The sequence below is a fragment of the Methylobacterium sp. CCH7-A2 genome, assembly GCF_001557075.1.
Taxonomy (GTDB): Bacteria; Pseudomonadota; Alphaproteobacteria; order Rhizobiales; family Beijerinckiaceae; genus Allobosea; species Allobosea massiliensis.
Genome location: NZ_LSKN01000033.1, coordinates 35,243 through 48,744 on the forward strand (window position 1 = coordinate 35,243; position 13,502 = coordinate 48,744).

Here is a 13,502-nt window from a genome sequence, read left to right on the forward strand (position 1 = left end):
GACTCAGGCGTTGCCGAGCTGCGAGCGCTTCGCCCAGCCCGTCATCCGGCTCTCGACGACATCGACGATCGCGACCAGGAACACGCCCAGGATCGCCAGCACGATCAGCGCGGCGAAGATCAGCGGCACGTTGAAATCCGCCGAGGCGCGCGTGATCAGATTGCCGAGGCCGAGATTGGAGGCGTTCTGCTCGCCGATCACCGAGCCGACATAGGCCAGGGTGATCGAGACCTTCAGCGCGCCGAAGAGATAGGGCAGTGAGCGCGGGATGCCGACCTTGGTCATGATGTCCATGCGGCTGGCGCCGAGCGCCTTCAGCACGTCCTCGGTCTCCGGCTCGATCGTGGCGAGCCCCGTCGCGACATTGACCACGATCGGGAAGAACGAGATCACGAAGGCGGTCAGCACCGGCGGCAGCCAGCCGACGCCGAACCAGATCACCAGGATCGGCACGACCGCGACCTTCGGGATCGAGTTGAAGCCGACCAGCAGGGGGTTGAGCCCGGCATAGATCAGCTTCGAGGAGCCGACCAGCAGCCCCAGCGCCAGCCCGAACAGGATCGACAGTCCGAAACCGAGCGAGGTCATCCAGAGCGTGTGGAAGGCGTTGGTGTAGAGCGGCTTCTGGTACTGCACCAGCGCCGCCCAGATCGCCGAGGGCGGCGGCAGGATGAAGGCCGAGATCGCCAAGGCGCGACAGGCGATCTCCCAGATCGCGAAGAAGGCGAAGGTGAAGAGATAGGGCGCGAGCTTGAGCCAGGTCGAGCGGGTCATGCCACGGCCCTCGCCTCGCGGATATGCCCGCGCAGTTCGTGAACGATCTCGGCGAATTCGGGCGTGTAGGTCACGTCGAGGTCGCGCGGCCGCGCAAAGCCGATCTCGCGCTCGGCGATGATCCGGCCGGGCCGGGCCGACATGCAGAAAACCCGGTCGGCCAGGAACACCGCCTCGCGCAGGTCATGCGTCACCAGGATGACGGTGACCCCACGTTGGGCGTGGAGATCACGGATCACGCACCAGAGTTCCTCCCGCGTGAAGGCGTCGAGCGCCCCGAAGGGCTCGTCCAGCATCAGGAGCTTCGGCTCGTGGATCAGCGAGCGGCAGAGCGAGGCCCGCTGCTGCATGCCGCCCGAGAGCTGCCAGGGGAACTTCGAGCCCATGCCCTTGAGCCCGACCGTCTCCAGAAGCATCTCGGCGCGGGCGACATATTCGGCCTTGTTCGCGCGCAGACGCGAGCGATGCGGCTCGACGATCTCGAGCGGCAGCAGCAGATTCTGCAGCGTCGTGCGCCAGGGCAGCATCACCGGGTTCTGGAAGGCCATGCCGGTGATCTTGATCGGCTCGGCGACCTCGCGCCCATCCACGATCACGCTGCCGGCTTTCGGCCGCTGCAGCCCGGTCGCAAGCTTCATCATCGTCGATTTGCCGCAGCCCGAGGGGCCGACGATTGCGGCGAATTCGCCCTCGCGCACCTTCAGCGACAGGCCGGCGACCGCCGGAGGCCCCTCGCCGCCGCCATAGACATGGGTGACATCGTGAAGTTCGACGAAGGCGGTCAATCGGGCTCTTTCCAAGCGCCGTCACCCCGGGCGGAGCCCTCGGGGTCCGATCGTCGATCGGCCCAAGGATGAACTCCGCGGAGACCTGGGATCCATGCCGGAAAGGTTCAGGCGTGGATCCCGGATCGGCGCCGCTGAAGCGGCTTGTCCGGGATGACCGTTGAGGGTCGGTCTTCGTGAGGATCCGTCTTGCAGAAACTCAAAACACCCGCTCGGCCGAGGCCGGCAGGAAGGCGTCGGTGAAGGCGTCGCCGGCCTTGGCCTTGTCCTTGAAGGTGAAGGTGAGCGCGATCTGGTCGAGCGCCTTGGCCCAGCGCGCCTTGTCGATGCCGCCGAAGCCGTTGGCCTTGACCCAGGGCGTCATCACGTTCTGCTGGAGCGTCATCCTCAGCCGCTCGAGTTCGACATCGACCTTGGCGACGTCGTTGCGCTTGATCACGAGCTGCGCGCCGAGTTCGGGATTGGCGACGGTATCCTTCACGCTCTTCGTGATCGCCCGCAGCAGGCCGCGCACGGCTTCGGGCTTCTCGGCCGCGAATTTCGGCGAGACCATGATGACGTTGCCGTAGAGCTCGACGCCGTAATCCGACATCAGCATCACGACGATATCGTCGACCGGGACGCCGCGCGACTTGAGATTGATGTAGGAGGAGTTGGCGAAGCCGAAGACGGCGTCGACCTCGCCCGAGGCGAGCATCGGCTCGCGCACCGGAAAGCCGACATTCTCCAGCCGCATCTTGCTGTCGTCGAGCTTGTTGACCGCCTTGAAGATCGGCCATTGCGCGAAGGCGGCGTCCGCAGCGGGGGCGCCGAACTTCTTACCCTCGAGGCTCTTGGCGTCGGAAGTGATGCCGCGGCTCTTGCGCCCGACGATCGAGAAGGGCGGCTTGTCATAGACCATCATCACCGCCTTGAGGTCGATGGTCGGGTTCTCGTCGCGGAAACGGATCAGCGAGTTCACGTCGCCGAAGCCGACATCATAGGTGCCGGAGGCCACCCGCGGGATCGCTTCGCGCGAGCCGTTGCCCGTGTCGATGGTGACGTCGAGCCCCTCGGCTTTGAAGTAGCCCTTCTCGATCCCCATCAGAAACAGCGCGGCCGGGCCCTCGAAGCGCCAGTCTAGCGTGAAGCGGACGGGCGTCTGCGCCTGCGCGGTGGAGGCGAGGCCTCCCAGCGCGGAAGCCAGCCCGGCAGCGAGGACGAGGCGCCCGGCGCAGGCGCGCAGGCGTCCGAGAACGGTCGGGCGGGACGGGGCGGGCATCGATCTCTCCTGTCGGGTTCGAAAACTGATCGGTCGGCGCGAGGAGCAAATGTCGTGCCGTGATCTCCACACTGACGGAGCCGCCGCGCCGGTCAAGCGCCAATCACCGCCTGCGCCGGCCGCGAGGCGACTCCATGGCAAAAATTTGGCGAGGAACCTCTTGTCGGTCCGGTCGGACGACCCCATCTGCCGACTCGGCGGTACCGGGCCCCTCTGGCGGAGCATGTCTGGATGACATGGCCGCGATGTCGGAACCGCCTTCGACATCAACCCAAACCCATAGGCGCCCGGACATGGAATTTCTGCTTGCCGACTGGCTCGGCAAGCCGCTCTGGATGTGGAGCGGCTTCCTCGCAATCGTTTTCGCCCTGCTCGCTTTCGACCTCGGCCTGCTCAACCGGGGCGACCGTGAGATTGGCATCGCCCAGAGCCTGCGGCTGTCGGCGTTCTACATCGGCTTCGCCTGTCTTTACGGCGCCGTCGTCTGGTGGGCCTTCGAAACCGGCAACCTCAAGACGACCGACGGCACCCATGCCGGCGTGACCTATTTCACCGGCTTCTTCATCGAGAAGGCGCTGTCGATCGACAACGTCTTCGTCATCTCGCTGATCTTCACCTTCTTCGCAATCCCGCGCCGCTATCAGTACCGCGCCCTGGTCTGGGGCATCATCGCGGTGATCATCCTGCGCGGCCTGATGATCGGCATCGGCGCGGCGCTGGTGCAGGAGTATGACTGGATCCTCTTCATCTTCGGCGCCTTCCTGATCGTGACCGGCATCAAGATGCTGGTCGTGCCGGAGGCCGAGCCGGACATGTCGAAGAACAAGCTCATCATCTTCTTCAAGAAGCACATGCGGGTCACCGACAGCCTGCATGGCGAGCGCTTCTTCGTCCGGCTGCCGGATTCTGTGACCGGCCGCACGCTGATCTACGCCACGCCGCTGTTCCTGGCGCTGGTGGTGATCAACATCGCCGACCTCATCTTCGCGGTGGACTCGGTGCCGGCGATCTTCGCGATCACGACGGATCCGTTCATCGTCTTTACCGCCAACATCATGGCGATCCTCGGCCTGCGTGCGCTCTATTTCGCGCTGGCCGCGATGGTTCACCGCTTCGAGTATCTTAAGACGGCGCTGGCCCTTGTCCTGGTCTTCATCGGCGGCAAGATCTTCTGGAACCAGATCTTCGGCAAGGTCGACCCCGCGATCTCGCTCGGCGTGACGCTGGCGCTGATCCTCGGCGGCGTGGTCTTCTCGCTCTGGAAGACCCGCAACCAGCCCGCCGTCACGCATCAAGCGGAGTGACGCCTTCCCGGCGGCGCGCGGCTCACAATGGCAGCGCGCCGTCGGTCTTCACCTCTTCCATCACCGCATAGGTACGTGTCTCGCGCACCGCCGGCAGCGCTAGCAGCACCTCGCCAAGAAAGCGGCGATAGGCGTTCATGTCGGCGACGCGGGTCTTGACCAGATAGTCGAACCCGCCTGCCACCATGTGGCACTCCAGAACCTCCGGCGCTCGCTTCACCGCCGCGGCGAAACGCTCGAACGCATCGGGCGTGGTCTTGTCCAGATAGACCTCGACGAAGACGAGCAGGTTGAGCCCGAGCTTCAGCGGATCCAGCGCCGCGCGATAGCCGGTGATGTAGCCCTCGCGCGTCAGCCGCTTCAGCCGCTCTCCGGCTGCCGTCGGCGACAACCCGACCTTTTCGGCCAACTCGACGCCGGCCATGCGGCCATCCCCCTGGATCAGCGACAGGATGCGGCGGTCGGTTCGATCGAGCATGGGATGAAACTCTGCTGGAGGCCGATAAGACCGGAAAAGATAAAGCTCTATGGCCGAAACAGCCAATTGAAATGAGGTCCAAGCCGGACGATTCTTCAGATCATCCGCCGCACCGGTTCGGAGCCCTTCATGGCCGCCCCTCTTCCGCCCTTCCGTGCCCCCTATGCCGAAGATGACGGGGCGATCGCCGCAAGGCTGCTGGCCGGTGCGCGCCGCGAACCGGCGGCCAAGGCCCGCATCGATGCCCGCGCGACGGAGCTGATCGAGGCGATCCGGAGCCGCAAGGTCGGGCTCGGCGGCATCGAGGAGCTGTTGCGGGAGTATTCGCTCTCCACCCGCGAGGGCCTGGCCCTGATGGTCCTGGCCGAGGCCCTGCTGCGCGTGCCCGACGCCGCCACCGCCGACCGGCTGATCGAGGATAAGCTCGGCCAGGGCGACTTCGCCCATCACGAATCGAAATCGGATGCCTTCCTCGTCTCGGCCTCGGCCTGGGCGCTCGGCATCACGGCCCGGGTCATCCAGCCGGGCGAGACCCCGACCAGCATCATCGGCGGTCTCGCCAAGCGGCTGGGCATGCCGACGGTGCGCACCGCCACCCGCCAGGCCATGCGCGTCATGGGCAACCACTTCGTGCTCGGCCAGACCATCGAGGAGGCACTGAAGCGTGCCGGCTCGAAGAGCGGCAAGCTCTACCGCTACTCCTTCGACATGCTCGGCGAAGGCGCCCGGACGCAAGGAGACGCAGATCGCTACTTCGCCTCCTACGCCGCGGCCATCGACGCCATCGGCCGCTCGGCCGGCAATGCCCCGCTGCCGAACCGGCCGGGCATCTCTGTCAAGCTCTCGGCGCTCCATCCGCGCTACGACGCCACCAACCGCGAGCGCGTCCTGGCCGAGCTGACGCCCAAGGTCATCGAGCTCGCCCGCCAGGCCAAGCGCTACGACCTCAACTTTACCGTCGATGCCGAAGAGGCCGACCGGCTCGAGCTGTCGCTCGACATCATCGACGCGGTCGTCGCCGATCCCTCGCTGGCAGAGTGGGACGGCTTCGGCCTTGCCATCCAAGCCTATCAGAAGCGCGCCTCGGCGGTCATTGACCATATCGGCAGGCTCGCGGAGGCCCATGGCCGGCGCATGATGGTGCGGCTCGTCAAGGGCGCCTATTGGGACACCGAGCTCAAACGCGCCCAGGAGCGCGGCCTGGCCGACTATCCGGTCTTCACCCGCAAGGCGATGACCGACCTGAACTACGAGGCCTGCGCCGCCCAGCTGCTGGCCCTGCGGCCGCGCATCATTCCCCAGTTCGCCACCCACAACGCCCAAACGGTCGCGACCGTTGCCGAGATGGCGGGATCGTCCGAGGGCTTCGAGTTCCAGCGCCTGCACGGCATGGGCGAGGCGCTCTACGAAAAACTCCTCGCCGGCCCCGAGGGCTTCGCCTGCCGGACCTATGCGCCGGTCGGCGGGCATCAGGACCTGCTCGCCTATCTGGTGAGGCGCCTGCTCGAGAACGGCGCCAACTCCTCCTTCGTCAGCGTCTCCGGCGATCCCGACGTGCCCGTGGCGCAGCTGCTCGTCCCGCCGGCGGACATCATCGGCCAGCCCGGCGCGGCCCGGCATCGCCGCATCCCGCTGCCGGCGGACCTCTTCGGGCCCTCCCGCAAGAACTCGGCCGGCGTCGAACTCGGCCATGCGGAGAGCCTGGAAGCCCTGCTGGCGGAGATCGCGGCGGCGGTCGCCAAGCCCTTCCCGGAGGCCACCCCGATCATCGATGGCGCGAGCGCCGGCGGCACGGCCCGCGATGTGCGCTCGCCGATCGACAACCACGTCATCGGCCGCGTCGCGGAAGCCGACGCGACGACGGCGGCACGCGCCGTGGCGGCGGCGACGGCGGGCTTCCCCGCCTGGAACGCCACCCCGGCCCGCACGCGCGCCGCCGCCCTGCGCAAGGCCGCGGACCTGATGGAGGCGCGGCGCGGCCTGCTGCTCGCCCTGCTTCAGGCCGAAGCGGGCAAGACGCTCGACGATGCCCTCTCGGAGGTGCGGGAGGCGGTCGATTTCTGCCGCTACTACGCGGCCGAAGCCGAGGCGAAGCTCGCGACGCCGACCGCCCTGCCCGGCCCGACCGGCGAGGACAACCGCCTGATCCTCCGCGGGCGCGGCGCCTTCCTCTGCATCGCGCCCTGGAACTTCCCGCTCGCGATCTTCGCGGGCCAGATCGTGGCCGCGCTCGTCGCCGGCAACAGCGTCGTCGCCAAGCCGGCGCCGCAGACGCCGCTCATCGCGGCCGTGACCGTGCGCCTCCTGCACGAGGCCGGCATTCCCGTTTCTGCGCTCCATCTCGTGCCGGGTGATGGCGCGGTCGGCGCGGCCCTCGTCGCGCATAAGGAGGTCGCTGGCGTCGCCTTCACCGGCTCGACGACGACCGCCCGCGCGATCAACCGCGCGCTTGCGGCCAAGGACTCACCCATCGTCCCGCTGATCGCCGAGACCGGCGGCCTCAACGCCATGATCGTTGACGCCACCGCGCTGGCCGAACAGGTTGCCGACGACGTCGTGATGTCGGCCTTCCGCTCGGCCGGCCAGCGCTGCTCGGCATTGCGCCTGCTCGTCGTCCAGGACGATGTCGCCGATAAGATGATCGAGATGATCACCGGCGCCGCCCGCGAGCTGAAGCTCGGCGACCCGCGCGCGATCGACACCCATATTGGCCCGGTCATCGACGCCGCCGCCAAGCACCGGCTCGACACCCATATCGACGCCATGCGCAAGCTCGGCCGCGTCGCATGGGCCGGCCAGACGCCCGCCCTCGGCGGCACCTATGTCGCGCCGCATGTCGTGTCGCTCGGCAGCGTCGCCGACCTCACAAGCGAGCACTTCGGCCCGATCCTGCACGTCGTGCGCTGGAAGGCCGGCGAACTCGACAGGGTCATCCACGACATCGAGGCGACCGGCTACGGCCTCACGCTCGGCGTTCATTCGCGCATCGAGACCACGATCGAACAGGTCACCAGCCGGCTCTCCACCGGCAACATCTATGTCAACCGTAACATCATCGGTGCCGTGGTCGGTGTGCAACCCTTCGGCGGCCATGGCCTCTCGGGCACCGGGCCGAAGGCCGGCGGCCCGCATTATCTGATGCGCTTCGCAACGGAACAGACGGTGACGATCAACACGGCCGCAGCCGGGGGCAACGCCAGCTTGATCGCGATGGGTGAGTAGGCGCAAGCTCGGCGGCGGCACTGCACGAGTTCAGCGAGGGATGGCCATGGACGCGATCAGCTTCGACCATTGCGTCATCCATGTTTCGGACTGGGAGCGCTCGAACGCCTTCTATCGGGATGTTCTCGGGGCGGCCGTGGTCTTGAACGGGGCGGGTTTCGTCTACCGGATCGGAGCCGCGCAGCTGAACTGCCACGGTCCGGGGCTCCAGCCGGAACCGAAGGCGAGGCTCCCCGTCCCACCCGGCGGGAGCGATCTGTGCTTTCGCTGGGACGGGCCGATCGCGGACGCGGTCGCGCATCTGGCCGCCTGCAATGTGCCGGTGGAACTTGGCCCCGTGCAGCGCTTCGGCCGCGGCGGCGCGGGCACCAGCGTCTATTTCCGCGATCCCGACGGCTCCCTGCTAGAGTTCATCAGCTACGCCTGACAACGAGAAAGGGCCGCTCGCGCGGCCCCTCGATCGTCTTGCCTGCGGTAGCTCTCAGGCTGCCTTGCGGGTCTCGAAGACGTGCTTGAACTCGCGCAGCTGCACCAGCGTGTCATGCAGGCGCTTCTTCTCGTCCTCGTCCTTCGAGCCGGTCAGCTTGGTCTCGGCGCTCAGGATTTCCTGGTCGAGCACAGCGGCGTTGACGTCCTCGAGGAAGCGGCCCTGCTCCGCCAGGATCGTCGTCGAGGCGGCGTTGATCTCGACGAGACCGCCATTGACGAAGAATTCCTTGCCGTTGTTGCCGGTCGTCTGGACGAACACGATGCCCGCCTTCAGCGTCGCGACCAGCGGCGCGTGGCCGGCCAGAACCGTCATCTCACCCTCGATCGACGGGATGATGACGCTGACGACGTCGCCCGAGAACAGGATGCGCTCCGGCGAGACGAGTTCGAACTTGAAGGTGGCCATCGTATATCTCTCCTCGGCTCGTCATGGTCGGGCTTGACCCGGCCATCCCGGAAACCAGCGTCGTCTGGTCGTGAGATTCTCGGGCCGAGCCCGAGAATGACGATCCTCAGGCCGCTTCCGCCGCCAGGCGCTGGGCCTTCTCGATGGCTTCGTCGATCGAGCCGACCATGTAGAAGGCGGCCTCCGGCAGGTGATCGTACTTGCCTTCGACCAGGCCCTTGAAGCCCTTGATCGTATCTTCGAGCGCGACCAGCTTGCCCGGCGAGCCGGTGAAGATTTCCGCGACGAAGAAGGGCTGCGACAGGAAGCGCTCGATCTTGCGGGCGCGGGCAACGGTGAGCTTGTCCTCTTCCGAGAGCTCGTCCATGCCCAGGATCGCGATGATGTCCTGCAGTGCTTTGTAGCGCTGGAGGATCTGCTGGACCTGACGCGCCACGCTGTAGTGCTCGGCGCCGACGATGTCGGCCGAGAGCATGCGCGAGGTCGAGTCGAGCGGGTCGACCGCCGGGTAGATGCCCTTTTCGGCGATCGAGCGCGACAGCACGGTGGTGGCGTCGAGGTGGGCGAACGAGGTCGCCGGCGCCGGGTCGGTCAGGTCGTCCGCGGGGACGTAGATCGCCTGCACCGAGGTGATCGAGCCCTTATTGGTGGTGGTGATGCGCTCCTGCAGGTTGCCCATGTCGGTCGCCAGCGTCGGCTGGTAACCCACCGCCGACGGGATGCGGCCGAGCAGCGCCGACACTTCCGAGCCGGCCTGCGTGAAGCGGAAGATGTTGTCGACGAAGAACAGCACGTCCTGGCCCTTGTCGCGGAAGTCCTCGGCGACGGTCAGGCCCGAGAGAGCGACGCGCATGCGGGCGCCCGGCGGCTCGTTCATCTGGCCGTAGACCAGGGCGCACTTGGAGCCCTCGCCGCCGCCCTTCTTGTTCACGCCCGACTCGATCATCTCGTGATAGAGGTCGTTGCCCTCGCGGGTGCGCTCGCCGACGCCGGCGAACACCGAATAGCCGCCATGGGCCTTCGCGACGTTGTTGATGAGCTCCATGATCAGCACGGTCTTGCCGACGCCGGCCCCGCCGAACAGGCCGATCTTGCCGCCCTTGGCGTAGGGAGCCAGCAGGTCGACGACCTTGATGCCGGTGACCAGGATCTGCGCATCCGTGGCCTGCTCGGCATAGGACGGAGCCGGCTGGTGGATGCCGCGGGTGGCGGTCGTCATGATCGGGCCGGCCTCGTCGATCGGCTCGCCGATGACGTTCATGATGCGGCCGAGGCACTCGTCGCCGACCGGCACGGCGATCGGGGCACCGGTGTCGGTCACCGACTGGCCGCGGACCAGGCCTTCGGTCGAGTCCATCGCGATGGTGCGGACCGTGTTCTCGCCGAGATGCTGGGCGACCTCGAGGACGAGCCGGTTGCCGAGATTGGTCGTCTCGAGCGCGTTCAGGATCTCCGGCAGCGCGCCGTCGAACTGGACGTCGACGACGGCGCCGATGACCTGCGCGATGCGGCCGGTGCCGGTGTTGGCGGGCTTCTCGGCGGCGGTCTTCTTCGTAGCGGCTTTGGCCATGGTGATAACCTCGGATTCGCGTTCAGCGTGTCGACAAAGCCGGCGCGCCGGCCTCAATTCAGGCGGTTAGAGCGCTTCCGCGCCGGAGATGATCTCGATCAGTTCCTTGGTGATCATCGCCTGGCGCGAGCGGTTGTAGAGCTGCGTCTGCTTCTTGATCATCTCGCCGGCGTTGCGCGTGGCGGAGTCCATCGCCGACATGCGGGCACCCTGTTCGGAGGCGGCGTTCTCGAGCAGCGCGCGCAGCACCTGGACGGTGAGGTTGCGCGGCAGCAGGGTCTCGAGGATCTCGCCCTCGTCCGGCTCGTAGTCGTAGACCGCCTCGGTCGTCTTGGTCCCGGCGGGGATCTCGGCCGGGATGATCCGCTGGGCCGTCGGGATCTGCGAGATCACCGACTTGAACTTCGAGAAGAACAGGGTCGCCACGTCGAACTCGCCGGCCGCGAAGCGCGACAGCACGTTCTGGGCGATCGTCTCGGCATTGACGTAGCCGACCTGCTTGAAGGAGCGCAGGTCGATCAGCTCGATGATGTCCTTCTCGAACTGCCGGCGAAGCAGGTCATAGCCCTTCTTGCCGACGCAGATGATCTTGACCGTCTTGCCCTCGGCCTTGAGCGCCACCGCCTTGTCGCGCGCCAGGCGGGCGATCGAGGAGTTGAAGGCGCCGCACAGGCCGCGCTCGGCGGTGCAGACGACGAGCAGATGCACCTTGTCCGAGCCCGTGCCGGCGATCAGGCGCGGCGCGCTCGCGCCGGTCACGCCCGAGGCGAGATTGGCCAGCACCGTCTCCATGCGCTCGGCATAGGGGCGGGCGGCCTCGGCCGCGGCCTGCGCCCGGCGCAGCTTCGCGGCCGCGACCATCTGCATGGCCTTGGTGATCTTCTGCGTCGCCTTCACGGAAGCGATGCGGTTTCGTAGGTCCTTAAGGGACGGCATCCGGTCTTGACCCTCTACCCGTCACTGTTCAGCGACGAAGCAATCCAGAGCGACTGCGCAGCGAGACGGCCTGCCCCGCTGCGCCCGTATCGGCGGTTACGAGAACGACTTGGCGTAGTCGCTCACGATGTCCTTCAGTTTCGCGGCATTGGCGTCGGACAGATCCTTCGACTTGCCGATCTCGGCCAGCATGTCGGCATGCTTGCCGCGAACCAGCGCCAGCAGCCCGTCCTCGAAGGCGCGGACCTTGGCGACCGGCAGGGCGTCGAGATAGCCGTTGACGCCGGCATAGATCACGACGACCTGCTCTTCCATCTTCAGCGGCGAGAACTGCGGCTGCTTCAGGAGCTCGGTCAGGCGGGCGCCGCGGTTGAGCAGGCGCTGCGTCACGGCGTCGAGGTCCGAGCCGAACTGCGCGAAGGCGGCCATCTCGCGATACTGCGCGAGTTCGCCCTTGATCTTGCCGGCGACCTTCTTCGTCGCCTTGGTCTGCGCGGCCGAGCCGACGCGCGACACCGAAAGGCCGACGTTCACCGCCGGGCGGATGCCCTGGTAGAACAGATCGGTCTCGAGGAAGATCTGGCCGTCGGTGATCGAGATCACGTTGGTCGGGATGTAGGCGGACACGTCGTTCGCCTGCGTCTCGATGACCGGCAGCGCCGTCAGCGAGCCGAGGCCGGCGTCCTCGCCCATCTTCGCCGCGCGCTCGAGCAGGCGGGAGTGGAGATAGAACACGTCGCCCGGATAGGCCTCGCGGCCCGGCGGGCGGCGCAGCAGCAGCGACATCTGGCGGTAGGCGACGGCCTGCTTAGAGAGGTCGTCATAGATGATCACGGCGTGCATGCCGTTGTCGCGGAAATACTCGCCCATGGCGCAGCCGGCGAAGGGCGCCAGGAACTGCATCGGGGCCGCGTCCGAGGCGGTCGCCGCGATCACGATCGAGTACTCCAGCGCGCCGCGCTCTTCGAGCACCTTCACGAACTGGGCGACGGTCGAACGCTTCTGGCCGATCGCGACATAGACGCAGTAGAGCTTCTGGCTCTCGTCACCGGTCTCGTTGTTGGCCTTCTGGTTCAGGATCGTGTCGAGCGCCACCGCGGTCTTGCCGGTCTGGCGGTCGCCGATGATCAGCTCGCGCTGGCCGCGGCCGATCGGGATCAGGGCGTCGATCGCCTTCAGGCCGGTCGCCATCGGCTCGTGAACCGACTTGCGCGGGATGATGCCGGGCGCCTTGACGTCGACGCGGGCGCGCTGGGTCGCCTTGATCGGGCCCTTGCCGTCGATCGGGTTGCCGAGCGCGTCGACGACGCGGCCGAGCAGCTCCTTGCCGACCGGCACGTCGACGATGGCGCCGGTGCGCTTGACCGTCTGGCCTTCCTTGATCTCGCGGTCGGAACCGAAGATCACGACGCCGACATTGTCGCTCTCGAGGTTGAGCGCCATGCCGCGCACGCCGGTCTCGAACTCGACCATCTCACCGGCCTGGACCTTGTCGAGGCCGTAGACGCGGGCGATGCCGTCGCCGACGGAGAGAACCTGGCCGACTTCGGTGACGGAAGCTTCGGACCCGAAATTGGAGATCTGGGCCTTCAGGATCGCGGAGATTTCAGCGGGGCGGATTTCCATCAGCCGACCTCTTTCATGGCAAGACGAATTGAATTGAGCTTGGTTTTCAGCGAGGCGTCGACCATGCGGGAGCCCATCTTCACGACGAGCCCGCCGATCAGCGACGGATCGACCTTGATCGCGACGTCCACATCCTTGCCGGCGACGGCGGCCAGCGCGGCCCGGATCTCGTCGACGCGCTTGGGCGCCGGCGTCTCGGCCAGCGTGACCTCGGCACTGACGATGCCCTTGGCCTGGGCGACGAGCGCCTTGTAGGCGGTGATCATGCCCGGCAGCGCGAACAGGCGGCGCTTGCTGGCGACGAGACCGATGAAATTGCCGGCGAGACCCGTGAGGCCGGCCTTGGCGAGCACGGCCTTGATCGCGCCGGTCTGCTCTTCCGCCGAGAAGGCGGGGCTGCCGACGAGATGCCGCAGATCCTCGCTGTCGGCCAGCAGGGCCGAGAAGCTGTCGAGATCGGCAGTGACGGCATCGACAGCATTGGCCTCGCTGGCCAGTTCGAACAGGGCCGTGGCGTAGCGACCGGCCACGCCCGAAACCAGTGATCCTTGCGATCCGCCTTCAGCCACGCGTCAAATCTCTCGTTTCATGGGACCGCCCCGGCGGCCTTCGGGCGAAGGCGGAGTGCAAGGTCCCGGCGCTGCGATGTAT

12 protein-coding genes are annotated in these 13,502 nt (G+C 67.0%); 3 read left to right on the top strand and 9 right to left on the bottom strand.

The features are described 5' to 3' along the window. Window positions 1–3: 3 nt before the first annotated feature. The 3 genes from AX750_RS03150 to AX750_RS03160 form a co-directional block, all read right to left on the bottom strand. Entirely contained in the window at window positions 4–774 is a 771-nt protein-coding gene (locus AX750_RS03150) for an ABC transporter permease (protein WP_066722882.1), read from the bottom strand. After that, window positions 771–1,559: an ABC transporter ATP-binding protein gene (locus AX750_RS03155; protein WP_066722885.1), complete on the bottom strand. Its 789-nt coding sequence runs from the start codon at window positions 1,557–1,559 to the stop codon at window positions 771–773. The genes AX750_RS03150 and AX750_RS03155 overlap by 4 nt, the downstream gene beginning before the upstream one ends. Window positions 1,560–1,758: 199 nt before the next feature. Continuing rightward, entirely contained in the window at window positions 1,759–2,820 is a 1,062-nt protein-coding gene (locus tag AX750_RS03160; protein ID WP_082735163.1) for an ABC transporter substrate-binding protein, read from the bottom strand. A gap of 293 nt (window positions 2,821–3,113) precedes the next feature. On the opposite strand from AX750_RS03160, the gene AX750_RS03165 reads away from it, so the two are divergent. Next, complete coding sequence (locus tag AX750_RS03165) at window positions 3,114–4,124, top strand: TerC family protein (RefSeq protein WP_066717834.1); 1,011 nt, start codon at window positions 3,114–3,116, stop codon at window positions 4,122–4,124. Window positions 4,125–4,146: 22 nt separating this feature from the next. Here the strand turns inward: AX750_RS03165 and AX750_RS03170 are convergent, their stop codons facing one another. Beyond that, entirely contained in the window at window positions 4,147–4,602 is a 456-nt protein-coding gene (locus AX750_RS03170) for an Lrp/AsnC ligand binding domain-containing protein (RefSeq protein ID WP_066717837.1), read from the bottom strand. Window positions 4,603–4,731: 129 nt separating this feature from the next. On the opposite strand from AX750_RS03170, the gene putA reads away from it, so the two are divergent. Both putA and AX750_RS03180 read left to right on the top strand, forming a co-directional pair. Further along, window positions 4,732–7,824 (top strand): bifunctional proline dehydrogenase/L-glutamate gamma-semialdehyde dehydrogenase PutA, encoded by a 3,093-nt coding sequence (gene putA, locus AX750_RS03175; protein ID WP_066717840.1) that lies wholly within the window; start codon window positions 4,732–4,734, stop codon window positions 7,822–7,824. Window positions 7,825–7,870: 46 nt separating this feature from the next. After that, a complete protein-coding gene (locus tag AX750_RS03180; protein ID WP_156446434.1) occupies window positions 7,871–8,251 on the top strand; it encodes a VOC family protein in 381 nt (126 codons plus the stop codon). Window positions 8,252–8,305: 54 nt separating this feature from the next. Here the strand turns inward: AX750_RS03180 and AX750_RS03185 are convergent, their stop codons facing one another. The 5 genes from AX750_RS03185 to AX750_RS03205 form a co-directional block, all read right to left on the bottom strand. After that, window positions 8,306–8,719, bottom strand: coding sequence for a F0F1 ATP synthase subunit epsilon (locus AX750_RS03185; RefSeq protein ID WP_066717845.1), 414 nt, complete (start codon window positions 8,717–8,719; stop codon window positions 8,306–8,308). Window positions 8,720–8,825: 106 nt separating this feature from the next. Further along, on the bottom strand, window positions 8,826–10,289 hold the full coding sequence (gene atpD, locus AX750_RS03190; protein ID WP_066717848.1) for a F0F1 ATP synthase subunit beta: 1,464 nt from the start codon (window positions 10,287–10,289) through the stop codon (window positions 8,826–8,828). Window positions 10,290–10,355: 66 nt separating this feature from the next. Further along, entirely contained in the window at window positions 10,356–11,225 is an 870-nt protein-coding gene (locus AX750_RS03195; RefSeq protein ID WP_066717850.1) for a F0F1 ATP synthase subunit gamma, read from the bottom strand. A 96-nt stretch (window positions 11,226–11,321) separates the two neighbouring features. Beyond that, window positions 11,322–12,851 (bottom strand): F0F1 ATP synthase subunit alpha, encoded by a 1,530-nt coding sequence (gene atpA / locus AX750_RS03200; RefSeq protein WP_066717854.1) that lies wholly within the window; start codon window positions 12,849–12,851, stop codon window positions 11,322–11,324. Continuing rightward, window positions 12,851–13,420, bottom strand: a complete 570-nt coding sequence (locus AX750_RS03205; protein WP_066717857.1) for a F0F1 ATP synthase subunit delta — start codon at window positions 13,418–13,420, stop codon at window positions 12,851–12,853. Before AX750_RS03205 ends, atpA begins: the two co-directional genes overlap by 1 nt. Between the last annotated feature and the right edge of the window lie 82 nt (window positions 13,421–13,502).

Coding starts and splice junctions, on each gene's coding strand:
- AX750_RS03150 (WP_066722882.1), bottom strand. CDS start 774: ATGACCCGCTCGACCTGGCTCAAGCTCGCGCCCTATCTCTTCACCTTC.
- AX750_RS03160 (WP_082735163.1), bottom strand. CDS start 2,820: ATGCCCGCCCCGTCCCGCCCGACCGTTCTCGGACGCCTGCGCGCCTGC.
- putA (WP_066717840.1), top strand. CDS start 4,732: ATGGCCGCCCCTCTTCCGCCCTTCCGTGCCCCCTATGCCGAAGATGAC.
- AX750_RS03180 (WP_156446434.1), top strand. CDS start 7,871: ATGGACGCGATCAGCTTCGACCATTGCGTCATCCATGTTTCGGACTGG.
- atpD (WP_066717848.1), bottom strand. CDS start 10,289: ATGGCCAAAGCCGCTACGAAGAAGACCGCCGCCGAGAAGCCCGCCAAC.
- AX750_RS03185 (WP_066717845.1), bottom strand. CDS start 8,719: ATGGCCACCTTCAAGTTCGAACTCGTCTCGCCGGAGCGCATCCTGTTC.
- AX750_RS03195 (WP_066717850.1), bottom strand. CDS start 11,225: ATGCCGTCCCTTAAGGACCTACGAAACCGCATCGCTTCCGTGAAGGCG.
- atpA (WP_066717854.1), bottom strand. CDS start 12,851: ATGGAAATCCGCCCCGCTGAAATCTCCGCGATCCTGAAGGCCCAGATC.
- AX750_RS03165 (WP_066717834.1), top strand. CDS start 3,114: ATGGAATTTCTGCTTGCCGACTGGCTCGGCAAGCCGCTCTGGATGTGG.
- AX750_RS03170 (WP_066717837.1), bottom strand. CDS start 4,602: ATGCTCGATCGAACCGACCGCCGCATCCTGTCGCTGATCCAGGGGGAT.